We start from the raw sequence: 26,021 nt of genomic DNA, 5'->3' as shown, positions 1-26,021 counted from the left end.
GTTTACTTCCCTTGGCCGCCGACGGCATTAGCGTCTGCGGGGGTGGCTGCCTTGGCATTGGTGGCTTCGGTGGCCTTCACTTCAGCGCCGGGCTTGACGTATTGCAGGCCTTCGGTGATGACGCGGTCACCCGCGGTGAGGCCCTTTTCCACCAGCCAGAACGTACCGGCGGTCTGGGTGGCCTGCAGTTCACGCGCCTCGACCTTGTTGTCCTTGTTCACCACCATCGCGGTAGGAATACCGCGGATATCGTGGGTCACGGCTTGCTGTGGTACCAGCAGGGCCTGGGCGGCTACGCCGGTCTGCAGGCGCGCATGGACGAACATCCCCGGCAGCAACTGGTGGTCGGGGTTGGGGAACTTGGCGCGCAGGGTCACGGAACCGGTGGTCTGGTCGACCGAGACTTCGGAGAACTCCAGGGTGCCGTCCTGGCCGTACTCGCTGCCATCTTCGAGGGTCAGCTTGATCTTCGCCCCGTTTGCCCCGGCTTTCTGCAGCTGGCCGCTGGCCAGTGCACGGCGCAGCTTGAGCATGGCGGTGCTGGATTGAGTCACGTCAACGTAGATCGGATCCAGCTGTTGTATGGTCGCCAATGCGGTGGTCTGGCCGTTGGTCACCAGCGCGCCTTCGGTCACGGCGGAGCGGCTGATGCGCCCGGAAATAGGCGCCAGCACCTTGGTATAGCGCACATTGATCTGTGCAGTCCGCAGGGTGGCTTCGGCTTGCAGGGAGGTGCTGCGTGCGTTGTCGTATTCCTGGCGGCTCACGGCCTGTTCATCGATCAACTGCTTGTAGCGATCGGTCAGGGACTTGGCGGCCTGCAGGCTGGCTTGCGCGCTTGCCAGGGTGGCCTCGTAGGTGGCCGGATCGATCTGATAGAGCTGCTGACCTTCCTTGACGTCGGTGCCCTCGGTGTACAGGCGTTTGAGGATGATGCCGTCGACCTGCGGGCGGACCTCGGCGACGCGGAAGGCCGTGGTGCGGCCTGGCAGATCGCTGGTCAGGGTGTAGGACTGGGGTTGCACGGTAACCACGCCGACCTGAGGAGCAGGAGCGGGGCCGGGGGCCGCCGCTTCTTCCTTCTTACAGCCACTGAGCACGGAGGCCAGGGCGATGGCGGATACCAAGGCGGTAACAGCTGGCTTGAATTGCATGAAGATCCTCGGTCATGAGCACGCATGGGGGCTCATAGGATAGTGGAATTGAGTAAAAAAATGTTTCGACTAGATAAGTAGCTTACTAACGAATATACTTACGTTCACGGCTGTTTGTAAACACCTTTATCGGATACATCCACCCGCCGAAACCGTTTGTTCAAAAAGCCCGGGAAGAAAGCGCAACAACGGCTCACCCGGTTCCGATCTCAGGGCGCTTCAAGGCCCGCCCGAGATATCCTGATCGAGGTTCTACTGCCATGGTTCGTCGTACCAAAGAGGAAGCGCTGGAAACACGCCGGCAAATTCTCGAAGCGGCAGAAAAAGCGTTCTACGACCGTGGTGTCGCACGCACGACGTTGGCAGATATCGCTGCCATGGCGGGTGTCACGCGCGGTGCCATCTATTGGCACTTCAGCAACAAGGCGGATCTGGTGCAGGCGATGCTCGACAGCTTGCACGAGCCGCTGGACGAACTGGCACGTGCCAGTGAGGATGAGCAGGAGCTTGACCCGCTGGGATGCATGCGCAAGCTGCTGGTGCAATTGTTTCAACAAATCGCCATGGACCCGCAGACCCGACGTATCAACGAAATCTTGTTTCATAAGTGCGAATTCACCGATGAAATGTGCGACTTGCGCCGTCAGCGCCGCGAAGTCAGCGCAGACTGTAATGTGCGCATTGATTTGTCATTGCGCAATGCGGTGAATCGCGGCCAATTGCCGCAGGAGCTGGATACGGCACGTGCTGCGATGAGCCTGCATGCCTTTATCGACGGTAATATTGCGCAGTGGTTGTTGCTGCCTGACAGCTTTGATTTGTATGTCGAGGCTGAGCGCTTGGTAGATACGGCGCTCGACATGCTGCGATTGTGCCCGGCGTTACGCAAATGAATGTTTTTTTCCAGATGTAACAATTTGCGCCAACGCCTGCCTGTACCCACGAAAAACGCCGCCTGCTGAGTCCACAGCAGGCGGCGTTTTTCGTGTGCCAGTCGCGAACGTCAGTCGTTCGAAGGGTCCACCGCCTCGTAGGGCAGGCCCACGTAGTTCTCGGCAATGGTGGTACGGCCGGCGGCAGAGCTGACGAAATAATCCAGTTCGGTCTGCTGCATGCGCTGGGTAAAAGGATCGGCATCCGGGAAACGGTGCAACATCGATGTCATCCACCAGGAAAACCGCTCGGCCTTCCACACGCGGCGCAGGCAGATGGCCGAGTAACGCTCCAGCAGGTCGGTACGGCCGTGCTCATAGACTTTGCGCAGGATGTCGAACAGGGTACTGACATCGCTGGCGGCGAGGTTCAAGCCCTTGGCGCCGGTGGGCGGGACGATATGCGCCGCATCGCCTACCAGAAACAGCTTGCCGTATTGCATGGGCTCGACGACGAAACTGCGCAGCGGCGCGATGCTCTTCTCGATCGAGGGTCCGGTCACCAAGCGTTCGGCCAGGTCTGCTGGCAGACGGGCCTTGAGTTCGTTCCAGAAGCGATCATCCGACCAGTCCTCGACTTTGTCCTCGGCGTCCACCTGCACGTAATAACGGGTGCGGGTGGGCGAGCGCATGCTGCACAGGGCAAAGCCCCGTTCGTGGGTGGCGTAGACCAACTCTTCGTTGACGGGGGGCGTATCGGCGAGGATCCCCAGCCAACCGAACGGGTAGACGCGCTCGAACGTCTGCAGCACTCCGGCGGGGATCGATTGCCGGGCGATGCCATGATAGCCGTCGCAACCGGCAATATAGTCGCAGTCCAGGCGACAGGTTTCGCCGTCCTTTATAAAGGTGACATAGGGCTGTTCGGCTTTCATGTCGTGCAACTGCACGTCACTGGCCTCGTAGACGGTTTGCGCGCCGACCTCCTGACGCGCGGCCATCAAGTCGCGGGTGACTTCGGTCTGGCCGTAGATCATCACTGCTTTGCCGCCGGTCAGCCCGGCCAGATCGATATGCACGCGACGGCCCTTCAAGGCCAGCTCGAACCCATGGTGAGGCAGGCCTTCGATGTCCATGCGCTGGCTGACGCCTGCTTTGCGCAGCAGGTCGACCATGCCCTGTTCGAGCACGCCGGCACGGATGCGACTGAGCACATAATCGGGGCGTTGGCGTTCGATGATGATGTTGGCGATCCCGGCGTTGTGCAGCAACTGGCCGAGCAAGAGTCCGGACGGACCGGCACCGATGATTGCGACTTGAGTCTTCATTATTGTTGTCTCGGGCAAATTCGCTGCGGGCGTGTCGCGGCCCGGCGAAGGTATTGTTATGATTGGTCTGCCGGTATTTTTCGCTTGTGGCCTAGGCTTTAATAGAGGAAATTGGCGTATTTCTCTGTACTTTTCGCCAATCGGGGCGATTATCGGATGGGAGGTTAGTGGTGCTGTCGACAGTGATCCCGGTGTTCAAACTCTATGGAGAAGGCCAGGACTGGGCCACGCCTGATTTGCTGCATTGCGAAACCATCCCCAAACGCAGCCGCGTGCACCACTGGGAGATCCAGGCCCACCGTCATGCCGACCTGTGCCAGTTGCTGTACTTGCACAAGGGCGTGGCGCAGATCGAAATCGAAGGGCAATCCTTCACCCTGGACAAACCCGCCCTGCAGGTCGTCCCGCCGCTATGCGTGCACGGGTTTCGGTTTTCCGAGAACGTCGACGGTTTTGTCCTGACCCTGGCGGCACCGCTGGTGACGCAGTTGCACGCGCAACCCGGCGTGAGTAGCGATGTGCTGGGTAGCGCGGCGACCTATCCGGCCGGGCGGGATCGCGCCTACCTCAGCCGGTTGTTCAGCACCTTGCAGCATGAATATCAGAGCGAGCAGCCCGGACGCGATCTGTTGATGTTGTCGCTGGTCAACGTGCTTGGCGTCTGGGTCGGGCGGCAGTTCATCGAGCGCCACGCGGCCGCGCAGGCGCCAGAGCGCGGGCGTGAGTACTTCAGCCGTTTCAGTGCACTGGTCGAGCGTCGTTATGTGCAGCACCGCAGCATCGAGCAGTTGGCGCACGAGGTCGGTATCTCGGTCGCGCACCTGAATGTCATCTGCCGGGAATTGGCGGGGCAGTCGGCCTTGCAGGTAGTCCATCAACGCCTGCTGTTGGAGGCCAAGCGCAACCTGATCTACACCAACATGACCATCAACCAGCTGGCCGAGCGCCTGGGGTTTGCCGATCCGGCTTATTTTTCGCGGTTCTTTCGACGCCTGACCGGTGTATCGCCCAAGGTCTTCCGGCAGCAGGACGTCAGCCTTCGTCGTTGAGCGGGCGTCGTGTGCCGACCTTGGAGCAGGTAGAATGCGCGGCAATTTCCCGGTCAATGTTGGAGCACAAAGATGGCACGCAAAGCATTCAAGTGGCACGAGGCCGTATCGGCGGTGGTCCCCGGCGAAGGCGGTTATCGCGCAGCCATTGCTGTGAAAAACCTGGAGGGCGGTGGCGCCCCGCAATTTCACAAGGTACTGGACGGTCAGACTTTCAAGACCGCCTTTGATGCCGACGTGGCTGCTTGCGAGGTGCTGGCGCAACTGACCGATGTCGATGACGAAGGGCAGCTGCACTGGCAACCCTGATGTATCAGGCCTTGGGGCGATACATCTGGAACAGCGCCTCGGGGCCCAGCTGGAAATAATCCGCCGGACCGCCACCGCGCAGGATCGGCTCGGCCGCTGCAGTGTCGTAGATGCCGTCCTTCAGCAGCGACTGGGCAATATGCACGGCGACGACTTCGCCGAGTATCAACCAGCTCGGCACCAACTGCTGATCGGCGCGTTGCAGTTGAATGATCTGGGTGACCTTGCACTCGAACGCCACCGGCGTCTCCTTGACCCGCGGCACGCCGACGATCTGCGAGGGCACTGCCGTCAGGCCGCTCAATTCGAACTCGTTGACATCGGGGGCCACCGGTGCGCAGCTCTGGTTCATCGCCTCGGCCAGCGGCCGTGTGGCAAGGTTCCAGACGAACTCGCCCGTCGCTTCGATGTTGTTGAGGCTGTCCTTGCGGCCGATGCTGCAGAAACCGATGATCGGCGGGATGTAGTTGAAGGCGTTGAAGAAGCTGTAAGGCGCCAGGTTGAGTTTGCCGTCGGCGCTTTGCGAGGAGATCCAGCCGATGGGCCGTGGGCCGACGATGGCGTTGAAGGGGTCGTGGGGCAGGCCGTGGCCGTTGGCGGGTTGGTAGCTATAGATGGTGTCTGTCACGATGGCGGATCCTCATGGCGGCGAATGCCCCAGTGTACGCCAACATCGGGGCAGACGACGCTCAAGTGCGGACGGTCAGTCGGCGTCGATCCTTGAGTTGTCGCGGGTGTCCTTCATGAACACATACACCAGCAGCGAGCAGGCGATGCAGGCGGTGACATACCAGTAGTAACCGCTTTCCATGCCGGCTTGCTTGAACCACAGCGCGATCAGCTCGGCGGTGCCGCCGAAGATCGATACGGTCAGTGCGTACGGCAGGCCGACCCCCAGGGCGCGGATCTGAGCCGGGAACAGCTCGGCCTTCACGATCGCGTTGATCGAGGTGTAGCCGCTGACGATGATTAGCGCCGCCATGATCAGGAAGAACGCCCCCCACCAGGTTTCGATGGTGTGCAGGGTGGTCAGGATCGGCACCGTGAACAGCGTGCCCAGTACCCCGAAGGCGATCAGGATCGGCCGGCGGCCGATCTTGTCCGACAGTGCGCCGATCACTGGTTGCAGGCACATGAACAGGAACAGCGTGGCGGCGGAAATCGCCGTCGACTCACCCTTGCTGAAGCCCACGGTGTTGACCAGATACTTTTGCATGTAGGTGGTGTAGGTGTAGAACGCCAGGGTGCCGCCCATGGTCAGGCCGACCACGGTGAGCAACTCCTTGGGGTGGCGCATGAGGATGGTGATGGTGCGTTCTTTCTTTTTGCTCTGTTGCGTCTTGGTGAAGGATTCGGTTTCTTCCATGCCGCGGCGCAGGTACAGGGCGACCACCGCGCACATCGCGCCGATCACGAAGGGCACGCGCCAGCCCCAGCTGATCAGTTGCTCTTCGGTGAGGGTCTGTTGCAGGACGATCAATACCGCCAGAGCAATGAGCTGGCCGGAGATCAGCGTCACGTACTGGAAGCTGGAGAAGAATCCGCGATGTTCCTTGCTGGCCATCTCGCTGAGATAGGTCGCCGAAGTACCGTATTCGCCCCCCACCGACAGGCCCTGCATCAGGCGCGCGAGCACCAGCAGAATCGGCGCGGCGACACCGATGGTTTCATAACTCGGGGTCAGGGCGATGACCAGGGAGCCGAAGCACATCAACAGTACCGAGGCCATCAGCGCTGCCTTGCGGCCTTTGCGGTCGGCGTACAGGCCCATCAACCAGCCGCCCAGCGGGCGCATCAGGAAGCCGACGGCGAAGATCGCGGCGGTATTGAGCAGTTGGGCGGTGAGGTCCCCCTTGGGGAAGAACACTTGAGCGAAGTACAGCGAAAACGCAGCGTAGACATACCAGTCATACCACTCGACCATGTTGCCCACCGAGCCGCTGAATATGGAGCGCAGGCGACTTGAAGTGGTGCGGGTGGTTGTCGCATCGGCAGATGCAGGTGCAGGGCTCTGCATAAAATTTCCCCAGGGGTTGTTTTTTTAAGGCGCGCAAACTAACACGGTCGATGACCAGGGCCTGGGAGGCATATTTACAAGTTGTTTCAGCGAGTGCCGAGGAAGGGCGGGAAGTGCGCCACAGCGCTGTTACAGCAAGGGAGGGGGATTTGTAGGCAATTATGTAACAAGATTTCTGGAGCCGCACATGCAAGCGCAGGAGGCCCTGCGCTTGCGCTTGGCGACTTACAGCAGTTCGAAACTCTGTTGCTTGACGGTCTGCGAATCCAGGCCGATCTGCACGTTGAACTGCCCTGGCTCGGCCACATACTTGAGCTGAGCGTTATAGAACTTCAGATCGTCCTCACTGATGCTGAAGTGCACGACTTTCTGCTCGCCTGGCGCCAATTGCACCTTCTCGAAGTTTTTCAGCTGCTTGACCGGGCGGGCGATGGAGGCGGTGACATCGCGCAAGTACAACTGCACCACCGTCGCACCGGCGACCTTGCCGGTATTGGTGACGGTCACGCTGGCGTCGAGCTTGCCGCCTTTCTTCAGGGTCTGTGCCGAGAGGGTCACGTCCGACAGGTTGAAGTCGGTGTAGCTCAGACCGTAGCCGAACGGATAGAGCGGGCCGGTTTCATCATCGAAATACTGGGACTTGTAATTGCCAACCTGTCCCGCCACGACCGGGCGGCCAATGCTCACGTGGTTGTAGTAGGTCGGGATCTGGCCGACGGAACGCGGGAAGGTAATGGGCAACTTGCCCGACGGGTTGTAGTCGCCGAACAGCACGTCGGCGATGGCGTTACCGCCTTCAGTGCCGCTGAACCAGGTCTCGAGCATTGCGTCGGCCTGGTTGCGCTCATTGACCAGCGACAACGGCCGACCGTTCATGAGCACCAGCACCAGGGGCTTGCCGGTGGCCTTGAGCGCCTTGATGAGATTGCGCTGGACCTCGGGAATTTCCAGAGTAGTGCGGCTGGCGGATTCATGGGACATGGGGCGCGCCTCACCGACCGCTGCGACGATGACATCGGCCTGTTGGGCCGCTTGCACCGCTTCGGCGATCATCTGCTCATCAGAGCGCGGATCGTTCTGGACCTCGACACGGTCCTGGGTAATGCCGTTGAGGAAATCGATGGTCTTTTTGTCGTCGGTGATGTTGGCGCCGCGTGCATAGACCACCTTGGCCTTGTCGCCGACCGCATTTTGCAGGCCTTGCAGCAAGGTGACGGTCTGCTCGTAACGGCCCGCGCCCGACCAGCTGCCGAGCATGTCGGCGTGGGAATCGGCCAGCGGCCCGACCAGGGCGATGGTGCCTTGTTTCTTGAGGGGCAGGGTCTGGTTGCGGTTTTCCAGCAGCACCATGCTCTTGCGGGCGACCTCGCGGGCAGGTTCGCGATGCAGGCGGCTTTCGGCATTGATGTCCACCGGATCATCGCTGGCCTTGCCGATGCGGCGGTAAGGGTCGGCGAACAGACCCAGGTCCCACTTGGCGCCGAGGACTTCGCGCACGGCGTTGTCGATCTTGCGCTCCGGCACCGCACCGGACTTGACCAGCGCCGGCAGTTCGGAGCCGTACAGCGAGTCGTTCATGCTCTGATCGATACCGGCGGTGATCGACTGCTGCGCCGCGTCGGCGCCGTCGCGGGCGACACCGTGCTTGATCAGTTCGGCGATAGCGCCATGGTCACTCACGGTCAGACCCTTGAAGCCCCAGTCCTTGCGCAGCAGATCCTGCATCAGCCAGGTGTTCGAGGTGGCTGGCACGCCGTTGATCGAGTTCAGCGCCACCATGACGCCACCAGCGCCGGCATCGAGGGCGGCGCGGTAAGGCGGCAGGTAATCGTTGTACATGCGCACTGCGCTCATATCGACGATGTTGTAGTCGCGTCCACCCTCGACCGCGCCGTACAGGGCGAAATGCTTGACCACCGCCATCAGGCTGTCCGGATCGCTGAGTTGCTTGCCTTGATAGCTCTGCACCATGACCTTGGCGATGCGCGACACCAGGTAGGTATCCTCGCCGAAACCTTCGCTGGTGCGGCCCCAGCGTGGATCGCGTGCGATGTCGACCATCGGCCCATAGGTCATGTCGAGGCTGTCGGAGGTGGCTTCGATTGCCGCAGTACGCGCGCTCAGGGCAATGGCGTCCATGTCCCAGCTGGACGCCAGGCCCAGGCTGATCGGGAATACCGTACGCTGGCCGTGGATCACGTCATAGGCGAACGACATGGGGATTTTCAGACGGCTGTGCTTGACGGCTGCGTCCTGCATCATGCGGTTGTCGGGCCGGTTGACCGAGTTGAACGTGGCGCCGATATGACCGGCGGCGATTTCTTTGGCGATCTGCTCGCGGGTCATCTCCGGGCCGATGCTGATAAGGCGCAACTGGCCGATCTTTTCTTCCAGGGTCATGCGTTTCAACAGATCGTTGATAAACGTGTCCTTGTCTTTGTTCGCAACGGTCGAAACTGCGGCCTGGACCGGTTGAAAGGCCAGGCCAACGCACAGGGCAAGCAAACACAACTTGTTCATTGAATATTCTCGGGGCGTACTGCGGTATCGATAGGGATACGGCGCCGCCAAAGTGAAAAAGGCAAGCGGCAGTTATTGTTCGAAGCTGGGCATCTTTTAGCCGATTGCGCGGCCGCAATCCAGCCCCGACGCATCATGGCTTGCCGTGTGAAGGCCTGACGCCCGCAAACACGGCACCTTGGCGCGAGTGAAAAGTGACTGAACGTCGGCGTGCGGCATTTACCCCGTGCTCGCGAACGCGCAGCGCCGTAAAATACCCGGCTTTACCCGTGCGCGGGCGTCCGAGGTTTTGCTGTATATGTCTGCTTCCCTGCCTTCTGCCAAAAACAGCGCTGCCCAGAGCCTTGGCGCCGAGGATCCCTGCGCGCAGTTTCTGTCGGTGCTCGACACCAGCCTGCACCACAATGCCCTTATCAAGATGGTGTTCTCCCGCCACGTTGGCCCGGAGGCGGAGTTGCAGCGCGTCAGCGTCAAGCCGCTGATGGTCAAGGACCAGCCTTGCCTGTCGTTCGTCTATCGCTACAAGACGCGCGATATCACCCGCAACCTGAGCCTGGCAGAGGGCGTTGCGCAGGTGGCCGAGTGGTTGCCGCTGGTGTTCAAGACCGCGCATTTGCTGACCCTGACCGACGAGTTGCAGCTGGAATTCAGCAAGAAGGGCAAGGCCATGCTCCATCGCAGCAAGGCCGCCCAGGCCCGGACGCTGCCATCGGCCGAGCACGATCGCGAGAAAAAGCGCTTTCTCGAATTGTCTCGACCCTTCCTGCAGGACCTGGGCGTGACCAATGGCCAGCACGAGCTGATTCCGGCAATGTCGCGCAAATGGAAGCAGATCAACAAGTTCATCGAAGTGTTCGCTCACGCACTGAGCACCTCCAGCCTGCCCACCGACAGACCACTCAAAGTCGCCGATTTCGGTTCGGGCAAGGGTTACCTGACGTTCGCGATCCACGATTATCTGCGCAATACCTTACAGCGAGAGGCCGAGGTCACGGGCGTGGAGTTGCGCCAGGACATGGTTACCCTGTGCAACAGCGCCGCCGCTCGACTGGAGCATCCGGGGCTGGTGTTCGAGTGTGGCGACGTGCGCAGCGTGGTGCCCAGCCAGATCGATGTGATGATCGCGCTGCATGCCTGTGACATCGCCACTGACTACGCGATCCATACCGGCATTCGTTGTGGCGCGGCGATCATCATGTGCTCGCCTTGCTGTCACAAGGAGATCCGCCTGCAAATCCAGAGCCCTGGCCTGCTCAAGCCAATGCTGCAATATGGTCTGCACCTCGGGCAGCAGGCCGAAATGGTCACCGATGCGCTGCGGGCCCTGTATCTGGAAGCCTGTGGCTACGAGACCAAAGTGTTCGAGTTCATTTCGCTGGAGCACACCAACAAAAACAAGATGATTCTGGCGGTCAAGCGCGCCACACCGCAGAACGTCGAGGCCCTGCTGGAAAAGATCCAGGCGTTGAAGGCCTTCTATGCGATCGAGTCGCAGTCTCTGGAATCCCTGCTGCGCGCCGATGGCCTGCTGCCAGGCCCGACGGTTTTGTCGCCTGTGCAGTGACAAGCGCAACTGATGGGACGGGGCTGTCCCGTTGTTCAAGATGATTCGGTCTTGAACAATAGGGAGCCAGGCTTATGGCATCTCGACTCATCGAAGCTTGCGACCCCGTGTACCTGACCCCTCGGGAGCGTGAAGTGCTGTACTGGTATGGCAAGAGCAAGACGTCCTGGGAAATCGCGCTGATCCTGGGATGTGCCGAAACCACGATCAATTTCCATTTCGCCAATATCCGCAGCAAATTCGCCGTGGGCAGCCGCGGTGCGGCCTGGCATCTGGCGCAGGCGCGGGGAATGCTGCGTACCGATTGACACTTGTGCCACGCCTACGCCAACGCCCATCCCTTGATGGGCGTTGGCGTTTTTGTGTGCGTTGTTGAACCTGTTTGTACGCGTGGTGCGGACAAACCCGGGGCGTTGTTCCAAGACAGAGCGGACAACACTATAGGGGCATGCGGCACCGCATCCGGTGCCCCCTTCGTTTGGTGAGCGTCAAGCATGCAGACCTTATTCGAGGACGCCTCGGCACTACTCCCGCCGTGCCGTTTGCGTCATGACCCTTTCTGGCCGCCGGTGCACTGCACGCAGGTGCGTCAGGCCTTGAACCTCGGGCAGACAATCAGCGACCAGCGCCTGGCGGTTGCCCTGCACAGTGCATTGATCCGGGTGGAGCGCGATTTGGCGGGCGCCCGCTGTCTGTGGCGACGCCAAGGCTACAAGGCGCTGGAACAGGTCCCATGTGCGCTGGATGGCGAACTCCCGGTGGTCGTGCGCCAGTATCTTGAAACACTCTACGAAAACGTGCGGATGTTGCTGGCAGAGCAGTTGCACATCAGGGAGTGCTGGCATGGCTAACAGCCTCGCGACTCTTTATGTGGGCCTGGGCCTGGCCACGCTTGCACCGCTGATCGATGGCGACGCCTTGTTCGGCGCCTTGCTCGGCGGCTGGCTGGTCACCACCACCCAAAGTGAACTCAAGGCTTGGCAACGACTGGCGTCGTTGCTGATGTCGGCAGGGGTGGGCTATCTGTTCACGCCGGTGGCACAGCCCTTGTTACCGGTACTGTCCAATGGCGCCGCGGCGTTTTTCTGCGCGATGCTGGTCATTCCGGTCAGCGTCAAGATCATGCACTGGACGCACTCCGCCGATTTGCGCGACATCGTCCAGAAACTGCGAGGTGGACGACCATGACCCTTGGATTGATTGTGCCGTTGATCACGGCCAGTGCGTTTCTGGTGAGCGCGTTGCTGCTGGTCTGCGGTCGGCAGACTGCGCCGAGGCCTTCGAGGCGGGTCAAGCTGTTCAGCAGCTTGCTGGGGGTCTCATTGTGCCTGGCCAGCCTGGAAATCCTGCTGTTCCAGCCCTCGGTGAGTTTGTGGCATGCGACTACCAGCGTGCTGCTGTGCTGCCTGATTATTCGGGTGCGGGGTCAGATGGCGCTGCTGCTGGGGGGGGCGGATGATGAGTGATCAGAGGCCAGGGTCAGGATCAGGCGTTCGGCCCGCGCGAGCCTTGTTCGTACAGGCTGTCCAGGCGTTGCTCCAGGTCGCGCAAGCGTTGGCGCTCCTGGGCCATTTGCTGAACGAACTGCTGGTCGGCTGCCGTCAGCGTACGAAAGATCGCCAGCATCCGCTGTTCTGGTTCCGACGCCGGTTCTTCGAGTTGGGCCGTGCGCCGCATGGGGCCCGCGCCGGTCAGCAACCAGTCGAGGCTGATGCCGTGCTGCTCGGCCAGATCTATGCAAACTGAGTAAGGCATGCGCTCCCGGCCTTTCCAGCTGCTAAGGGTCTGCGGGCTGACGCCTAGCTGCTCGGATAGGCCGCTATCGGTGCTCGTAGCGGTTATCTGCTTGAGCCGTGCGATGATCTCGGTCGACTTGGAAATACTCATATTGAATACACTCGTTTGACTTATCCACATTTTGTAGCATAATTTTACTCGGGGTGCGTACATTCCCCGATCCATGGATAGGCGAAGTTGAGCTGGGAAGCACCGCATTGAAACGAACTACGCAAGTTGAAGAAAATTCCTACAGATTCCGAGGAAAAGTCCTGTGAGCAGAATCTACTTTCAAGCCTTTGCTTGTTACAGCTTACAAGAGACGACTCTTCGGAAAAAGAAAACTCAGGGGCCGCTGAATAAGGCCCTGCTGTCCTGACTCATCAATCGGAGCTATCCATGAGCACATACAAGATGGTCTGTCCGCATTGCGCGAGCCGCATGCGTATTCGTACCAGTGAAGGCCGCCATATCTTTCTGCGAGTGGCTTACCTGCAATGCACCACCGAAGCCTGTGGCTGGTCGGTGCGTGCGGAATTTGAAATGACCCACGAACTGTCGCCCAGTGGCATGCCCAACCCAGAGGTCAGGCTACCGCGAGCCGATTGCGATTTGCGCCGGGCGGCGATCAAGCCTGTCGTACCGGCTCCGGCCTTGGCGGCGACGGATTAGCACTTCGCCTCAACGGCGCGGGCGTACGGGCTTGTCTTTGATCACCGGCACGTTGAGCTCCGGCAGGCCCAGGGGATGGGACGTCGCATCGAAGAATTCGAGGGCGGTGGGGGACTCGCGAAAGAGCGTCGCGTAATGCCGCTTCTGGCTGATGATCCAAGCGTCGCTCAGCGGGAAAATGGCAATCGCCAGGTGCTCGACCTTGGCGCTGAGCAGGCTGTCGATGATGTGCTGATCCTGTGCGTTGAGGTTATGTCCAAACAGGCAAAGAGGGCCTTGATGTTGCCGCAACTGTTGCAGGCAGTTGCTCAAGTAAGCGCAATCACGAATGCTCGCCAGTTTGTCGTGGCTCGGGCCTTCGGCGACGAACAGCGGGACGTCCCCCGGAGTGTTGATGGCAAAGCCATCGAGCAGCGCGCTGTCGACCGCCGTGCGCCGCCGGATGCTGCCGTCGGCATGCTTGATCAGATGCAATCCACCGTGCAGGTAGAGCAGGCGCGTCGTACCGGGCGTGGCGGCTTGCGGATCAAACTCGCCCTCGGCGTCCATCCAGTCATCGAAACCCTCGGGGGCGTGCAGCATCGCCCAGTGGCAGAGCAAGTCGTAATTGCTCGAGTAGACGGTCGGGTACTGACGCAGTGCCTGATTCAAGTGAGCCAGGGTCTTGGTGCTGACCAGTTGCCACGGAATATGCACGCTGCGCATGGCATGGATCAGCGCTTCCTTGATCGCGTAATAGCGATTGAGCGGTGCGGTCGAGCTGATGGCGAGCGCGGCGTTGATGCGTACTGTGGTGTTCAAGCCGCTGAGCACGCGCTCGAAGTTCTCGGTGTTCAGGTGCTTGAACAATGCCAGGTCGGATTGCCCCAATGGCCGACTGCGCACTTTTTGCGCTCGTTCGAACAGCGAGTCATAGCCGAAGTTGCGCCATATCGCGCGGCTGCCACCGTTACCCAGTAACAGGCCGGTGCACGTGTTGGCGAGGGGCAGACTTTGCCATTGAGGCAGGTGGGCGTCGAAATCTTGCTGATCCATGGGAACGTTCGTCGGGCTCGGCGATGGGCGAGGCGCGACTTTAACATGGGCGCCAGTGCGCACGGGGACTGTTCAAGACAACGCTTGAGCAACCGCGCGAGGGTCACGATGTAATCGGCAGTTCCTTGAGCTGATGGATCATCTTGCCGATCTGCTCGGCGTTGCGATCCAGTGTCTCCAGGGCGCCGCGTACATTGTCGGCCACAGCAACATCGTCGCCGCGGACCTCGACCCACAGTGCCAGCTCTTCGATGGCTGCCGCCAGGGCGACCTGATTTTCGTAAAGCTTGTCCAGAACCGCCGGAACTATCTGTTTTTCCGTCATGGCGTGCATCTCTTGGGCATCTAAAAGAACTCATCACAGAGGACTGGCCAATTACTGCAGAGTTCTATTTATTTCGTAAAGCCCAAAAAGTCCATCGGTTTACCCGATGGACTTCAATCGCTGCTTCGGCAACTACGGCATACGTGGCAGTTCCTGCGGGCGCAGATCGAACACCAGCACCTCGGCATCGATACCGCGGGCCAGGTGCAGCGCGGTTTCTTCGCGGACTCTCACGCCGTCGCCCTCGTTGAGCCGTTCACCGTTGAGCTCGACACTACCGCAGGCGACATGCACGTAGGCATAGCGACCCGGATCGAGGTTGAGCGTGGCCTGCTCTTCACCATTGAACAGCCCTGCATAGACGCGAGCTTGCTGACGAACGGTCAGCGAGCCATCGGCGCCGTCCGGTGAAATGATCAACTGCAGGCGACCGCGTTTCTGCTCGGCGCTGAAATGCTCCTGCTGATAGCGCGGTTCGGCACCGGCTTCGTCGGGCACGATCCAGATTTGCAGGAAGTGCACCCCTTCGGTCTGCGAATGGTTGTACTCGCTGTGTGCCACGCCGGAGCCTGCACTCATCAGTTGCACGTCACCAGGGCGGATCACCGAGCCGGTACCCAGGGTGTCCTTGTGTTCCAGAGCGCCTTCCAGCACATAGGAAAAGATTTCCATGTCGCGGTGCGGATGCTGGCCGAAGCCTTTGCCGGCGATGACCCGGTCATCGTTGATCACCAGCAGGTCGGAAAACCCCTGCTCGCGGGGATTGCGGTAATGCCCGAAGGAAAAGGTGTGGAAGGATTTCAACCAGCCGTGGTTGGCAAGGCCGCGTTCAGAAGCTTTACGAAGGGTCAGCATGATCGTCTCCAGAGTGGGTGGGCGAGCGGCCGAGGCGTTTCGCCGGTTCGACGGCAAGAGGTTTGCGTCGCGTTGGAAGAAGATTAATGCTTTTGTGGGTTACTAATAAGGCGCTGAAACAGGTATCACTGTCTCTATAGGGTTGACAGTCATTTATTCTGTCTGCGTGAGGTATCTACAGGGATAATTGCGGCCGTGCGTCGGGCGCTCTAACCTGCCATTCAATTGATGTTGTCGGCGCGGGGCAGGCCGTTATCACCCCCTCTTTATTTGCGAGATGCCCAATGATCCGCATCGCACAGGTGACCGTGTCACTGGAACGGCGCGAGCTGTTCGCCGGTTCCCAGCCGATCAAACTGGGCAGCCGCGCCTTCGATATTCTTGAGTTGCTGATCAATGCCAGAGGGCAGTTGGTCACCAAGGATGAACTGTTGGCAAGGGTTTGGCCGCACTCGGTGGTCGAGGAAAACAACCTGCAGGTGCACATTTCGATGTTGCGCAAAGTGCTGGGGGGCGGTCGGGATCTGATCAAGACCGTCCCCGGTCGCGGCTATCGGTTGCTGCTCGACGACGAACACGATTCAGCGCCAGCAGCGCTGGATCGCCCGCCCATCGATGCGGCGCTGCCGACGACCGAGCCTACCGGGCGCGATCACTTGTTGATTGCCCTGCTCGAGCGTCTGGGGCTGCAGGACATGCTCGACGAAAGCCGTGGCCAGCCCAGCGTGGTGCCACTCCCTGCCGCAGAAGAGCCCGCCGGACCCTGGTGGCAGGGCTCGGGAGTCACAGTGAACACTCCTTTGAACAGCATGGATGCGGTGGTCTATATAGTCGACGATGAAAGCTCGGTGCGCTCGGCGCTGGCGCGCTTGTTGCGTTCGGCGGGTGTCGCGTCGAAAGCCTTCGCCTGCGCCGAGGATTTTCTTCAGGAGCCCTACGCCGAGCAGTTGGCGTGCCTGGTGCTCGACGTCAACCTGCAGGCCGGCAGTGGTTTCGATCTGCAGCAGGAGTTGCGTCGACGCGGCTGCGAGATGCCGATCATCTTCATGACCGGTTACGGCACCATCCCCATGTCGGTCAAGGCCATCAAGGCCGGTGCGCAGGAATTTCTCACCAAGCCTTTCGATGAGGGGCAATTGCTCGAAGCTGTCGACAACGCCCTGGCCTACGCGCGCCGGACCTATGCGCTGACCACCCGGACCCGAGAGATCCGCCGGCGCTTCGAAACGCTTACCCCGCGCGAGCGGCAAGTGCTGGCGCTGCTGATCACCGGGCGCATCAACAAGCAGATCGCCCATGAGTTGGGCACGCGGGAGGTTACCACCAAGGTTCACAAGAAACACATCATGACCAAAATGCACGCTGCCACGCTCATCGAGCTGGTGCAGATGTGTGAGTTGATCGGTTTCAACGCCGCCCTGCAGCGGCCCAATGTCATCTGATGCCCAGGTTGTGCGGCGGCCCCCATCAGCGCGCGATCACCTTGGCTGCCGTGAAGATGCCCTTATGATCCAAATCTGTATCGTCGATGATGACGCCTCGGTGCGCAAAAGCCTGGCCAACCTGCTCAAGTCGGCGGGCTTCGCGACGCTGTCCTTCGCCTCCGGTGAAGCTTTCCTGGCCTCCACGGCGGCCGACGACTCGGCCTGCGTGCTGCTCGACTTGCGCATGCAAGGCATGCAGGGGCTCGAGGTGCAACGCTGCCTGCAGGCGGCGGGCAAGCGTCTCGGGGTGATCTGCATGTCGGCACACAACGATGAAGAGTCCATCGACGCCGCGTTGCAAGGCGGTGCCGCGTGTTTCTTGCGCAAGCCCTTTTCCGAAGACGTCCTGCTGACGGCCATTGCGCGACTGGTCGAGGCTGGCTGAGTGACCATACCCTCGGCCCCCCCTTCATCAACCCCCGGCACTGAGGCGGCGCACGTGGCCAGCCTGGCCTCGATTCGGCGTGATGTCGGCGGCTTCAACGACCAGTGGCTGCAACACCTGTCGTGGACCTTGCTGCTGGTGGACGGTGAGGTCGCGCGCTACCGTGTGCGGTCGCCCATTTCGGTGCGCGACTGGCTGATCGTGCGGCCCGTCGCCGCGCCATCCGAGCAGGTATTCCGGCGTATCCAGCACGAGTACGGCTTTCGCCAGTATCTGGATCCGGCGTGGGCGATCATTCCGGTTGCGCTCATCAGCACCGTCGACGGCCCGTTCATGGTGCTCGATGAAACCGCCGGTTCGAGCCTGCACGAGGTGCTTGGCGAGCGACTGTCGATCACGCGGTTCCTGCGTCTGGCCATTGGTGCCGCGCAAGCCGTGGCCAACGCCCATGCCGCCGGTCTGCTGCACCACGACATCAAGCCGTGCAACCTGATCGAGGGCAGCGACGGCGTGGTCCGCCTCACTGCGTTCGCGCTCAGTCGCTACCGGCATGCCGCCCATGTCGATACCGGGGAGGCCATCTCGGGCAGCTTCGCCTATATGCCCCCCGAGCAGGCCGGGCGCCTGCAGCATCAAGCCGATGAGCGCAGTGATCTGTACGCCCTGGGGGTGAGTTTCTACGAGTTGCTGACCGGCCGTCTGCCCTTCGAAGGCAACGACCCGGTGGAGTCGCTGCATCAGCATCTGACCCAGCCACCGCCGCCCATCGAACAATGGCGCGCGAGCGTGCCGCCACCGTTGCGGCGTGTGGTACTCAAGCTGCTGGCCAAGGAACCGGCCGCTCGCTACGCCTGCGCCGGTGACCTGGCGGACGACCTGCGCTTGTGCCTGGTGCAGTGGAGCGAGTTTCAGCATATCCGCCGCTTCGAGCCCGGTGGCAAGGGCCCCCGCGGGCTGGACCTGCCGGTGGCGGTGCTGGTGGGGCGCGAGCGCGAACTGGCGCAGTTGCATGGGGCGTTGGCCCGTTGCATCGCCAGCGGGCAGGGCGAGATGGTTCTGCTCAGCGGTCAGACCGGCACCGGTAAAAGTGCCTTGGTGCGGCAACTGCATCAGGACCTGATCATCGGCCGCGTACTGTTCGCGACCGGCAAATTCGACCAGTCCAGCAAGACCACACCCTATGCTTCCCTGTCCTTGGCGCTGCGGTCGCTGGCCTTGCGGATACTGGGCGAACCGCCGTTGGTGCTCGATCAATGGGGGACGCGCTTGCGCGAGGCGCTGGGCGCCGATGGGGCGCTGGTAGCGCCGCTGGTGCCGGAGCTGGAACTGATCACCGGCCCCTTGTCGCCACTCACTGATGCCGCCGCACATGGTGCCCGTCACCGTTTCAATGACGTACTGCGTACCTTCATGGGCGCCTTCGCTCGTGCCGACACGCCATTGGTGCTGTTTTTCGACGACGTGCAATGGCTCGATCATGACACTCTGAGCTTCATGCGTTCGTTGATCGAGGCGCCGCTCCCGCACTTGCTGCTGATCGCCGCCTGCCGCGAAGTCTGCAGTGAGCCGACCCAGGCGTTCTACGGTTTTGTCGAATCCGCCAGGGCCCGGCCGGCGCACCTCACCGAATTGCAGCTCAATCCCCTGAGCCCGGCGGCCCTGCATGACATGGTCTGCGCCTTGCTGGGCTGGAATGCCCCGCAACTGGCGCCCTTGAGCGTCATCATTCACGACAAGAGCGCCGGTAACCCGTTCTTCGTTCACCAGTTGTTGCGCACCTTGCTCGAAGAAAAACTGCTCTGGCCCGATCCTGTCGGCGAAGGCTGGCTGTGGGACACAGACGGCCTTGCGGGTTTCCCGGTGGCCGACAATGTCGTCGATCTGATGGTCGCTCGTATCGCTCGTTTCCCGCGCCGTACCCAGTATCTGCTGGGCCTGTTGGCGATGGTCGGCAATCGCGCCGACAGCAGTGATATTGCGCGTATCAGCGCATTGAGCCTGAGCAAGATCCAGCGGTTACTGGCCCCGGCCGTCGAAGCCGGGCTGTTGATCGAGGATCGCCAGGGCTTGACCTTCAGCCACGACCGGGTGCGCGAAGCCGCCTACCAACTGATCGCCCCCGAACGTCGCGCCGCCGAGCACACGCGCCTGGCGCGCTCGCTGCTCAAGACCCTGCCGGCGCAGCGCGTGCAGGGCGATCTGTTCCGCATCGCCCTGCACATCCAGCAGTCGGCCCATGACGCGTTGATGGAGCACGAAAAGCCGCATTTCATCGATGCGTTGCTGAGCGCCGCCGAGCGCGCCCGGGAAACCGCCGCGCTGCCGTTCGCGTTGCAATACTTGCGTCTGGCCAGGGAGCTGGGCGGCCCTCAGCGCTGGAGCGACAACCCTGCGCAGAGCTACGCCGTCGATTACCTGCATGCGCAGTGCCTGGTGCACACCTGCGATTACATCAACGCCCATGCCTGCATCGACCAGTTGCTGGAGCGAGTGTCTTCGCTGCCTCAGGTGTCGTCGCTGTACGTGCTCAAGATCGAGGCCTTGTCGCTGGCGGGTGATTATGCCGCCGCGCTGCGCACTGGGCTCGGCGGCTTGACGCTGTTCGGCATCGACTTCCCGACGCAGCAATTGCTGGTCGATCTGCAAGGGCCCTACCAGCAGCTGCGCCAAGCCCAGGGCGAGCGCACGATTTTCTCTTTCATCGATCACTTCGCGCTGAACAACGCGTTCATCAAAGCCGCGCTCGATCTGATGGCGGCGATGCTGATACCGGTGTCGTTCAGTGACCGCGACATGATGTTCCTGCTCAGCTGCCGAATGGCCGAAATGACCTTGCGCCACGGTGTCTGCACCTCGGGTGTGCGCGGCCTGTCGTGGTTCGGGGTGGTCTTGGCCGAGCGCTTCGATGCCCCGGAGGACGGCCTGCGTTTCACTGATCTGGCTTCGCGGCTGGCGGGGCAGCCGGCCTACGCGGCGGCGCAGGCATCCACCGACCTGGCGCTGGGGCGCATCAGCCTGTGGCTGCGCACCCCCAGTTTTGCCTTGGAGTGCAGTGAGCGGGCGTTCAATGCCAGCCGTGCGCAAGGACGCCCGGGCCTGGGCTGTTACGCCAGCCATCAGGCGGCGGCCACGCAGCTGTTCATGGGCGCGCCGCTGGCGCAGGTGCAGGTGCAGCTCGAACGTGGCCGGGCGCTGGCGGGCCTGCTGGATTTTCGCGACAGCCAGTTGTTGTTGGACCTGCTGGGTTGGTGGCTGCGAGCGTTGCGCGAAGGGCTGATAGCCGATGCTGAGCGGCCCGCGCTGGCGGACGAGATCGTGGCGCTGGAAGCGCGGGTGCATAGCAGCAGCATGACCCCCGCGCACTTCTGGCTCTGGCTGGTCAAGGGCATGCACGCGTACTTCGCTGGCGAACATCTGGCCGCGCGGGAGTTTTTCGCTCAGGCGCAGCGCTGCAGCTGGAGCGTACCGGGCCATGTACCCTTGGCCGACCTGGCCTTGTACAGCGCGCTCAACCATGCACAGCTGTGCGCCGGGGCAGAGGACATCGAGCCGACCTTGCAGGCCATCGCCCCGCACCTGCATCTGTTGCGGCGTTGGTCGCATCTGAACCCGCAAAGTTTTCGCGCCCGCTTTTTGCTGGTCGATGCCCAGGTCGCGAGTCTGCGGGGTGACGGTCTGCGCGCCTTGGGGCTGTTGGAGTCGGCCGTGGCCCAAGCGGCGAGTGCCGGCTTCGTGCACCTGCAGGCGCTGGCCCATGAAGTGGCGGCGCAGTGCAATGCCGCGCTGGGCCTGAGCACGGCGGCGCGGGCTCACCGAGTCAATGCTCGCGATAACTGGCAGCGCTGGGGCGCAGCGAGTCAGGTGAAGCGCCTGGAAAGTGCCCATCTGTATCTGCAGAGTCGCACCCCGGACTCCCGTGCCTCCGTCGACCTGCTGCGCGGCCAGCAGTACCTGGATCTGGTCTCGGTGACCAAGGCGTCGCAGGCCTTGTCCCGGGAAATCGTGTTCGAGCGGCTGGTGGAAACCCTGGTTGCCAACACCCTGGTGCACGCTGGTGCACGCCGGGGGCTGTTGATGCTGTTGCGCGATGGCGAACCCTGGATCGTCGCCACCGGTCGCAGTGCCGGCACTGGCGTCGAGGTGATGCTGGAGCGCAGCGCGGTGCAGGGGCATCTGCCGTTGTCGATCCTCTACCGGGTCATGCGTACCGGCCAGACCGTCGCCCTGGAGCGTGCCGAGCGCGACGACAGCTTTGCTGCCGACCCGTATTTTCTCGACCATTGCGGTGGCTCGGTGCTGTGCCTGCCGCTGCTCAAGCAGGGCGAAGTGATTGGCGTGCTGTACCTGGACAATTCCTTGGCGGCAGGGGTGTTCACCCATGCGCGAGTGGCAATGATAGAGCTGCTGGCGGCGCAGGCGGCGATCTCCCTCGAGACCTCAAGGTTGTATGGTGAGCTGCTGGAAGAAAACAGCCGTCGGCGAGAAACCGAGGCTTCGTTACAGATGGCTCGGGCCGAGCTGGCCCAGGTCAGCCATTCCACGGTATTGGGTGAACTGGCGGCGTCCATCGCTCATGAAATCAACCAGCCGCTGGTGTCGATCGTGTCCAATGCCAGCGCCAGTGTGCGCTGGTTGCAGCGCGCGCACCCGGAGGTCCAGGAAGCCCTTGAGGGGCTGCGCGATATCACCAAGGACGGCAAGCGCGCGGCGGACATCATCCACGCCTTGCAGGCGCTGGCGCGGCAGAAAGCCTCCAACCGGCGGTTGCTGTCGATCGATGAAGTGATCCGCCATGTATTGCTGCTCACCGCCGTGGAAATAGAGCAGCAGGGCATCACCGTCAAGGCGCGTCTCGAAGCGGGTGAGTGCCAGGTCATGGCCGATGGCGTGCAGATGCAGCAGGTGGTGTACAACCTGATCGTCAATGCCTGTGATGCCATGGCCGGGGTATCGCCGCAGCAGCGCTGGCTGACCATTGGTTCCAGCCTGCCGTGCCGGGATCAATTGGTGGTAACCATCGAGGACACCGGTACCGGGATCAGCCGGGAGAACCAGGAGCAGATCTTCAACGCGTTCTTTACCACCAAGAGCAGCGGCATGGGCATGGGCCTGGCGATCTGCCGGTCGATCATGAACGCGCAGGGCGGCACGTTGCACATGCTGCAAGGGCGCCAGGGGCAGACGATTTTCGTGTTTACTTTGCCGTGTTGAAGCAGGGGCCTTGCGGCGGGGTGGCTGACGTCTTCGCGAGCAAGCTTTGCTCCCACAGAGTCGACTGGACGTGAGTCGTACAGCTGCGCGAGCAAGGCTCGTCCGCGAAGAATTTACCGCAGCGCTACCGGCTGCCGGCAGCGCGCACGCTTACTTGCTGGCGAAGGCCAGCAGATCCTGGTTCAGCTCGTCCTTGTGGGTGAAATAGGTGGCGTGTGGCGCGCCGGCGTACACCTTGAGTTCGGCGCCGGGTACCAGTGCAGCCGCCGCCTTGCCGGTGACGTTGAAATCCACCACCGCATCGCCGTCGCCATGGATGACCAGTGTGGGGATATCGATGGCCTTGAGGTCAGGCCGAAAATCGGTTTCGGAGAAGGCCGCGACGCAGTCGTAGGTGCCCTTGATACCGGCCTGCAGGGCCAGGAACTGGGTCCATTCGAGCATAGGTTTGCCGACCTTGGAGCCCGGCTTGTCGCTGCCGGTGAACACCGGTCCGAAGGCGTCGAGAAAGCCTGCGCGGTCGTTGAGCAGCCCGGCGCGGATGCCGTCGAAGACCGCCGGATCAATGCCTTCAGGGTGATCGTCGCGACGAATCATCAGCGGCGTCACGGCGCTCAGCAGCACGGCTTTGGGCACGCGAGCGGTGCCGTGGCGAGTCAGGTAGCGGGCCACTTCGCCGCCGCCCATGGAGAAGCCCACGAGCACGGCGTCCTTGATGTCCAGGTGGGTCAGCAGGGTCTGCAGGTCATCGGCGAAGGTGTCGTAATCGTAGCCGCTCCAGGGCTGGCTCGAACGACCGAAGCCCCGGCGGTCGTGAGCGATCACGCGAAAGCCGTTGGCAGCGAGGAAGTGCATCTGGTAGTCCCACATGTCGGCGTTCAACGGCCAGCCGTGACTGAGCACGATAGGCCGACCGCTGCCCCAGTCCTTGTAGTGGATTGCGGTGCCATCGGTGGTGGTGATGTAAGGCATGTCTGACTCCTGGGGCGTTGAATTGAGTTGAGGATCAAACCTAAGCGCATGACGCGACAAAGTACTTTAGCTGAGCCTGAATCCTTCTGAAGGGTTCCCCTTGAGGTGTGTTGGAAGTACCGGCCCATCGGCCAGCACAGATTTCAGAACGTTTAACCTTTGCCAAAGTACAGCGGCCAGGGGGGCAGGGGAGACTGGCGTCGTTGACCTGTCTTCGCAAAGGAACGTCACCCATGAATACGTTGACCCTTGCCGCCCCGGCCGCGCTGGACTCTGTCGCCCTGCAACTGGTGCAGGCCCTTGCCACCGCGCTGGCGCAAGCCAATCATGCCCAGCAGGAGGTGCTGTACACCACCTCCCGCGCCCTGTGCAGCCATCTGCTCGACCGCTACGCCGGCGAATCCGCCGAGGCCTCCCAGCAACGGGTGGCGCTCTCGCCCTGGCAGGAGCGCCTGGCCAAGCAGACGATGCTCGAACACATGGCCCACGGCCTGTCGATCGCCGAAGTTGCCAGCCAATGCTCGCTGTCGCGCAGTCACTTTTCCCGGGCTTTCAAGAAAACCACCGGCATGGCGCCGCGCGACTGGTTCCTGCAGGCACGTCTGGACAAGGCCCGGACTTTGCTGGCCGAAAGCCCTGCGTCGATTTCGCAGATCAGCCTGGAATGCGGTTTTGCCGATCAGTCGCACTTCACCCGGGTGTTCACTCGCAGCATCGGCACCACGCCATTCACCTGGCGTCGCGCGGCGGCGGCTCGCAGCGCCTGATGCGGGCGGGCCGGGATGGTATTGGCCCTGTGGGTAACACCAGCAGGGATCGGGGCCGGGCCGATGTTGAAAAAAGCACATTCGTTCAAGGCGCCGTTACCGGCGCCGTGCTTGACTCGCAGCCGACATCTGACCGCCCCTCGCTGGAGCTCGCTCCCTCGCCAAGGACGCCCCCTGGAGCCTCGCCATGAATCGTAATGACCTGCGCCACGTAGACATGAATCTGCTGGTGATCTTCGAAGCGCTGATGTTCGAGCGCAACCTGACCCGTGTGGCCGAAAAGCACTTCATGGGCCAGCCGGCGGTCAGTGCCGCGCTCGGCCGTCTGCGCGATCTGTTCGACGACCCGTTGTTGATCCGCAACGGCCGCAGCATGGATCCGACGCCGCGGGCACTGGCCATCCTCGAAGAGCTGCAGCCGGCCCTGGACACCATCTCGGGTGCCGTCAGCCGCGCCAAGGACTTCGACCCGGCCAGCAGTTGCAGTGTGTTCCGCATCGGCCTGTCGGATGACGCCGAATTCGGCCTGTTCCCGCCATTGCTCAACACCCTGCGCGAGGAGGCGCCGGGGATCGTCATCGTCGTGCGCCGCGCCAATTATCTGCTGATGCCGACCCTGCTCGCCTCGGGAGAAATCTCCGTGGGCGTGAGCTACACCACCGACCTGCCGGCCAACGCCAAGCGTCGCAAGATGCGCGATATCGGCTGCAAGGTGTTGCGTGGCGATTCACGGCCCGGGCCGCTGACACTGGATGAGTACTGCGAACGGCCGCACGCCATGGTGTCGTTTTCGGGCGACCTGAGCGGCAATATCGACCTGGATCTGGCCAAGGTCGGCCGCTCGCGCCGAGTGGTGCTTGGCGTGCCGCAATTCAACGGCCTGCGCGCGTTGCTCAAAGGCACCGACTTGATCGCCACCGTGCCGGATTATGCCGCCTGCGCGCTGGTCGACGACGGCATGTTGCGCGCCGAGGAGCCGCCGTTTCCGATCGTGCCGGCGGAGTTGTCCATGGCCTGGAGCGGGGTGCATGACAACGATCCGGCCGAGCGCTGGTTACGTGGCCATATTGCCCGATTCATGTCAGCGCCATTGCCGGGGTCGCCGGCCTGAACGTTGTGGGCAAGCCATGCCGGCCTCTTCGCCAGCAAGCTGTGCTCCCACGGGTGCAAGACTTAGCGCCTGCTTGCTTTGTGGGAGCGAGGCTTGCCCGCGAAGAACGGTGTGGGCAAGCCATGCCGGCCTTCGCCAGCAAGCTGTGCTCCCACGGGTGCAAGACTTAGCGGATGCTTGCTTTGTGAGAGCGAGGCTTGCCCGCGAAGAACGGTGTGGGCAAGCCATGCCGGCCTCTTCGCCAGCAAGCTGTGCTCCCACGGGTGCAAGACTTAGCGCCTGCTTGCTTTGTGGGAGCGAGGCTTGCCCGCGAAGAACGTTGTGGGCAAGCCATGCCGGCCTCTTCGCCAGCAAGCTGTGCTCCCACGGGTGCAAGACCTAGCGCCTGCTTGCTTTGTGGGAGCGAGGCTTGCCCGCGAAGAACGGTGTGGGCAAGCCATGCCGGCCTCTTCGCCAGCAAGCTGTGCTCCCACGGGTGCAAGACTTAGCGCCTGCTTGCTTTGTGAGAGCGAGGCTTGCCCGCGAAGGGGCCGGTGAGAGCACGGGGCAATACCAGGCAGCACGGCAGTTCCAAAGGCAGCACGCTCATGCAAGCCGTGCTTGCCTGGCTGATTC

The 26,021-nt window shown here is 62.0% G+C and carries 24 protein-coding genes; 14 read left to right on the top strand and 10 right to left on the bottom strand.

All coding sequences use genetic code 11. The annotated features are described in order from the left end of the window. Positions 1 to 2 precede the first annotated feature (2 nt). Positions 3 to 1,154: an efflux RND transporter periplasmic adaptor subunit gene (locus REH34_RS09460; RefSeq protein ID WP_311971474.1), complete on the bottom strand. Its 1,152-nt coding sequence runs from the start codon at positions 1,152 to 1,154 to the stop codon at positions 3 to 5. Positions 1,155 to 1,414: 260 nt separating this feature from the next. Here REH34_RS09460 and REH34_RS09455 point away from each other — a divergent pair, with 260 nt between their 5' ends. Then, on the top strand, positions 1,415 to 2,047 hold the full coding sequence (locus tag REH34_RS09455) for a TetR family transcriptional regulator (protein WP_226506834.1): 633 nt from the start codon (positions 1,415 to 1,417) through the stop codon (positions 2,045 to 2,047). Positions 2,048 to 2,157: 110 nt separating this feature from the next. Here REH34_RS09455 and pobA read toward each other — a convergent pair whose 3' ends face one another. Continuing rightward, positions 2,158 to 3,354, bottom strand: coding sequence for a 4-hydroxybenzoate 3-monooxygenase (pobA, locus tag REH34_RS09450; protein WP_311971473.1), 1,197 nt, complete (start codon positions 3,352 to 3,354; stop codon positions 2,158 to 2,160). Between the two features lie 170 nt (positions 3,355 to 3,524). On the opposite strand from pobA, the gene REH34_RS09445 reads away from it, so the two are divergent. Continuing rightward, complete coding sequence (locus REH34_RS09445; RefSeq protein ID WP_409373269.1) at positions 3,525 to 4,403, top strand: helix-turn-helix domain-containing protein; 879 nt, start codon at positions 3,525 to 3,527, stop codon at positions 4,401 to 4,403. Positions 4,404 to 4,475: 72 nt separating this feature from the next. After that, the gene (locus REH34_RS09440; RefSeq protein WP_226506837.1) at positions 4,476 to 4,712 is read left to right on the top strand and encodes a hypothetical protein; all 237 of its coding nucleotides are present in this window, start codon (positions 4,476 to 4,478) and stop codon (positions 4,710 to 4,712) included. Positions 4,713 to 4,716: 4 nt separating this feature from the next. On the opposite strand, the gene REH34_RS09435 is transcribed toward REH34_RS09440, so the two are convergent. From REH34_RS09435 to bglX, 3 genes are all read right to left on the bottom strand, one after another. Beyond that, the gene (locus tag REH34_RS09435) at positions 4,717 to 5,340 is read right to left on the bottom strand and encodes a flavin reductase family protein (RefSeq protein ID WP_311971471.1); all 624 of its coding nucleotides are present in this window, start codon (positions 5,338 to 5,340) and stop codon (positions 4,717 to 4,719) included. A gap of 75 nt (positions 5,341 to 5,415) precedes the next feature. Next, the gene (locus REH34_RS09430) at positions 5,416 to 6,729 is read right to left on the bottom strand and encodes an MFS transporter (protein ID WP_311971470.1); all 1,314 of its coding nucleotides are present in this window, start codon (positions 6,727 to 6,729) and stop codon (positions 5,416 to 5,418) included. A 225-nt stretch (positions 6,730 to 6,954) separates the two neighbouring features. Then, on the bottom strand, positions 6,955 to 9,249 hold the full coding sequence (gene bglX / locus REH34_RS09425) for a beta-glucosidase BglX (RefSeq protein ID WP_311971469.1): 2,295 nt from the start codon (positions 9,247 to 9,249) through the stop codon (positions 6,955 to 6,957). A gap of 298 nt (positions 9,250 to 9,547) precedes the next feature. Here bglX and REH34_RS09420 point away from each other — a divergent pair, with 298 nt between their 5' ends. From REH34_RS09420 to REH34_RS09400, 5 genes are all read left to right on the top strand, one after another. After that, on the top strand, positions 9,548 to 10,813 hold the full coding sequence (locus REH34_RS09420) for an SAM-dependent methyltransferase (RefSeq protein ID WP_311971468.1): 1,266 nt from the start codon (positions 9,548 to 9,550) through the stop codon (positions 10,811 to 10,813). 74 nt (positions 10,814 to 10,887) lie between these two features. Beyond that, entirely contained in the window at positions 10,888 to 11,121 is a 234-nt protein-coding gene (locus REH34_RS09415; protein ID WP_226506842.1) for a helix-turn-helix domain-containing protein, read from the top strand. A 186-nt stretch (positions 11,122 to 11,307) separates the two neighbouring features. Next, positions 11,308 to 11,664 (top strand): head completion/stabilization protein, encoded by a 357-nt coding sequence (locus tag REH34_RS09410; RefSeq protein WP_311971467.1) that lies wholly within the window; start codon positions 11,308 to 11,310, stop codon positions 11,662 to 11,664. Then, the gene (locus REH34_RS09405; protein WP_226506844.1) at positions 11,657 to 12,001 is read left to right on the top strand and encodes a putative holin; all 345 of its coding nucleotides are present in this window, start codon (positions 11,657 to 11,659) and stop codon (positions 11,999 to 12,001) included. The genes REH34_RS09410 and REH34_RS09405 overlap by 8 nt, the downstream gene beginning before the upstream one ends. Further along, positions 11,998 to 12,279, top strand: coding sequence for a phage holin family protein (locus REH34_RS09400; protein WP_226506845.1), 282 nt, complete (start codon positions 11,998 to 12,000; stop codon positions 12,277 to 12,279). The genes REH34_RS09405 and REH34_RS09400 overlap by 4 nt, the downstream gene beginning before the upstream one ends. 19 nt (positions 12,280 to 12,298) lie before the next feature. On the opposite strand, the gene REH34_RS09395 is transcribed toward REH34_RS09400, so the two are convergent. Next, positions 12,299 to 12,700 carry a helix-turn-helix domain-containing protein gene (locus tag REH34_RS09395; RefSeq protein WP_311971466.1) on the bottom strand — a complete coding sequence of 134 codons (402 nt, stop codon included), beginning with the start codon at positions 12,698 to 12,700 and terminating at the stop codon, positions 12,299 to 12,301. Between the two features lie 288 nt (positions 12,701 to 12,988). On the opposite strand from REH34_RS09395, the gene REH34_RS09390 reads away from it, so the two are divergent. Continuing rightward, on the top strand, positions 12,989 to 13,261 hold the full coding sequence (locus REH34_RS09390) for an ogr/Delta-like zinc finger family protein (RefSeq protein WP_226506847.1): 273 nt from the start codon (positions 12,989 to 12,991) through the stop codon (positions 13,259 to 13,261). Between the two features lie 9 nt (positions 13,262 to 13,270). Here REH34_RS09390 and REH34_RS09385 read toward each other — a convergent pair whose 3' ends face one another. The 3 genes from REH34_RS09385 to REH34_RS09375 all read right to left on the bottom strand — a co-directional run bounded on the left by REH34_RS09385 (position 13,271) and on the right by REH34_RS09375 (position 15,476). Beyond that, the gene (locus REH34_RS09385) at positions 13,271 to 14,296 is read right to left on the bottom strand and encodes a DUF4917 family protein (protein WP_311971465.1); all 1,026 of its coding nucleotides are present in this window, start codon (positions 14,294 to 14,296) and stop codon (positions 13,271 to 13,273) included. 103 nt (positions 14,297 to 14,399) lie between these two features. Further along, positions 14,400 to 14,621 carry a hypothetical protein gene (locus REH34_RS09380; RefSeq protein WP_226506849.1) on the bottom strand — a complete coding sequence of 74 codons (222 nt, stop codon included), beginning with the start codon at positions 14,619 to 14,621 and terminating at the stop codon, positions 14,400 to 14,402. Between the two features lie 132 nt (positions 14,622 to 14,753). After that, the gene (locus REH34_RS09375; RefSeq protein ID WP_311971464.1) at positions 14,754 to 15,476 is read right to left on the bottom strand and encodes a pirin family protein; all 723 of its coding nucleotides are present in this window, start codon (positions 15,474 to 15,476) and stop codon (positions 14,754 to 14,756) included. Positions 15,477 to 15,760: 284 nt separating this feature from the next. Between REH34_RS09375 and REH34_RS09370 the strand changes: the two genes are divergently transcribed. The 3 genes from REH34_RS09370 to REH34_RS09360 all read left to right on the top strand — a co-directional run bounded on the left by REH34_RS09370 (position 15,761) and on the right by REH34_RS09360 (position 22,556). Further along, complete coding sequence (locus tag REH34_RS09370) at positions 15,761 to 16,918, top strand: response regulator (protein WP_311971463.1); 1,158 nt, start codon at positions 15,761 to 15,763, stop codon at positions 16,916 to 16,918. 73 nt (positions 16,919 to 16,991) lie between these two features. Then, positions 16,992 to 17,345, top strand: a complete 354-nt coding sequence (locus REH34_RS09365; protein ID WP_226506891.1) for a response regulator transcription factor — start codon at positions 16,992 to 16,994, stop codon at positions 17,343 to 17,345. 54 nt (positions 17,346 to 17,399) lie between these two features. After that, entirely contained in the window at positions 17,400 to 22,556 is a 5,157-nt protein-coding gene (locus REH34_RS09360; RefSeq protein WP_311971462.1) for an AAA family ATPase, read from the top strand. Between the two features lie 150 nt (positions 22,557 to 22,706). Here the strand turns inward: REH34_RS09360 and REH34_RS09355 are convergent, their stop codons facing one another. Next, a complete protein-coding gene (locus REH34_RS09355) occupies positions 22,707 to 23,528 on the bottom strand; it encodes an alpha/beta hydrolase (protein ID WP_311971461.1) in 822 nt (273 codons plus the stop codon). Between the two features lie 233 nt (positions 23,529 to 23,761). On the opposite strand from REH34_RS09355, the gene REH34_RS09350 reads away from it, so the two are divergent. Together REH34_RS09350 and REH34_RS09345 are read left to right on the top strand one after the other, a co-directional pair. After that, positions 23,762 to 24,295 carry a helix-turn-helix domain-containing protein gene (locus tag REH34_RS09350; protein ID WP_226506854.1) on the top strand — a complete coding sequence of 178 codons (534 nt, stop codon included), beginning with the start codon at positions 23,762 to 23,764 and terminating at the stop codon, positions 24,293 to 24,295. A gap of 187 nt (positions 24,296 to 24,482) precedes the next feature. Then, a complete protein-coding gene (locus tag REH34_RS09345) occupies positions 24,483 to 25,406 on the top strand; it encodes a LysR family transcriptional regulator (protein WP_226506855.1) in 924 nt (307 codons plus the stop codon). Positions 25,407 to 26,021: the final 615 nt, after the last annotated feature.

Origin of the sequence: Pseudomonas baltica (assembly GCF_031880315.1) — a bacterium.
Classification (GTDB): domain Bacteria; phylum Pseudomonadota; class Gammaproteobacteria; order Pseudomonadales; family Pseudomonadaceae; genus Aquipseudomonas.
Note: the sequence above shows the minus strand (reverse complement) of the source record. Positions and strands in the feature narration are given on the sequence as shown.

Bases quoted from the DNA above. Each gene is read 5' to 3' on its own strand.
- REH34_RS09460 (WP_311971474.1), bottom strand. From the start codon at position 1,154: ATGCAATTCAAGCCAGCTGTTACCGCCTTGGTATCCGCCATCGCCCTG.
- REH34_RS09455 (WP_226506834.1), top strand. From the start codon at position 1,415: ATGGTTCGTCGTACCAAAGAGGAAGCGCTGGAAACACGCCGGCAAATT.
- pobA (WP_311971473.1), bottom strand. From the start codon at position 3,354: ATGAAGACTCAAGTCGCAATCATCGGTGCCGGTCCGTCCGGACTCTTG.
- REH34_RS09440 (WP_226506837.1), top strand. From the start codon at position 4,476: ATGGCACGCAAAGCATTCAAGTGGCACGAGGCCGTATCGGCGGTGGTC.
- REH34_RS09430 (WP_311971470.1), bottom strand. From the start codon at position 6,729: ATGCAGAGCCCTGCACCTGCATCTGCCGATGCGACAACCACCCGCACC.
- bglX (WP_311971469.1), bottom strand. From the start codon at position 9,249: ATGAACAAGTTGTGTTTGCTTGCCCTGTGCGTTGGCCTGGCCTTTCAA.
- REH34_RS09420 (WP_311971468.1), top strand. From the start codon at position 9,548: ATGTCTGCTTCCCTGCCTTCTGCCAAAAACAGCGCTGCCCAGAGCCTT.
- REH34_RS09415 (WP_226506842.1), top strand. From the start codon at position 10,888: ATGGCATCTCGACTCATCGAAGCTTGCGACCCCGTGTACCTGACCCCT.
- REH34_RS09410 (WP_311971467.1), top strand. From the start codon at position 11,308: ATGCAGACCTTATTCGAGGACGCCTCGGCACTACTCCCGCCGTGCCGT.
- REH34_RS09405 (WP_226506844.1), top strand. From the start codon at position 11,657: ATGGCTAACAGCCTCGCGACTCTTTATGTGGGCCTGGGCCTGGCCACG.
- REH34_RS09400 (WP_226506845.1), top strand. From the start codon at position 11,998: ATGACCCTTGGATTGATTGTGCCGTTGATCACGGCCAGTGCGTTTCTG.
- REH34_RS09395 (WP_311971466.1), bottom strand. From the start codon at position 12,700: ATGAGTATTTCCAAGTCGACCGAGATCATCGCACGGCTCAAGCAGATA.
- REH34_RS09390 (WP_226506847.1), top strand. From the start codon at position 12,989: ATGAGCACATACAAGATGGTCTGTCCGCATTGCGCGAGCCGCATGCGT.
- REH34_RS09385 (WP_311971465.1), bottom strand. From the start codon at position 14,296: ATGGATCAGCAAGATTTCGACGCCCACCTGCCTCAATGGCAAAGTCTG.
- REH34_RS09380 (WP_226506849.1), bottom strand. From the start codon at position 14,621: ATGACGGAAAAACAGATAGTTCCGGCGGTTCTGGACAAGCTTTACGAA.
- REH34_RS09375 (WP_311971464.1), bottom strand. From the start codon at position 15,476: ATGCTGACCCTTCGTAAAGCTTCTGAACGCGGCCTTGCCAACCACGGC.
- REH34_RS09370 (WP_311971463.1), top strand. From the start codon at position 15,761: ATGATCCGCATCGCACAGGTGACCGTGTCACTGGAACGGCGCGAGCTG.
- REH34_RS09355 (WP_311971461.1), bottom strand. From the start codon at position 23,528: ATGCCTTACATCACCACCACCGATGGCACCGCAATCCACTACAAGGAC.
- REH34_RS09350 (WP_226506854.1), top strand. From the start codon at position 23,762: ATGAATACGTTGACCCTTGCCGCCCCGGCCGCGCTGGACTCTGTCGCC.
- REH34_RS09345 (WP_226506855.1), top strand. From the start codon at position 24,483: ATGAATCGTAATGACCTGCGCCACGTAGACATGAATCTGCTGGTGATC.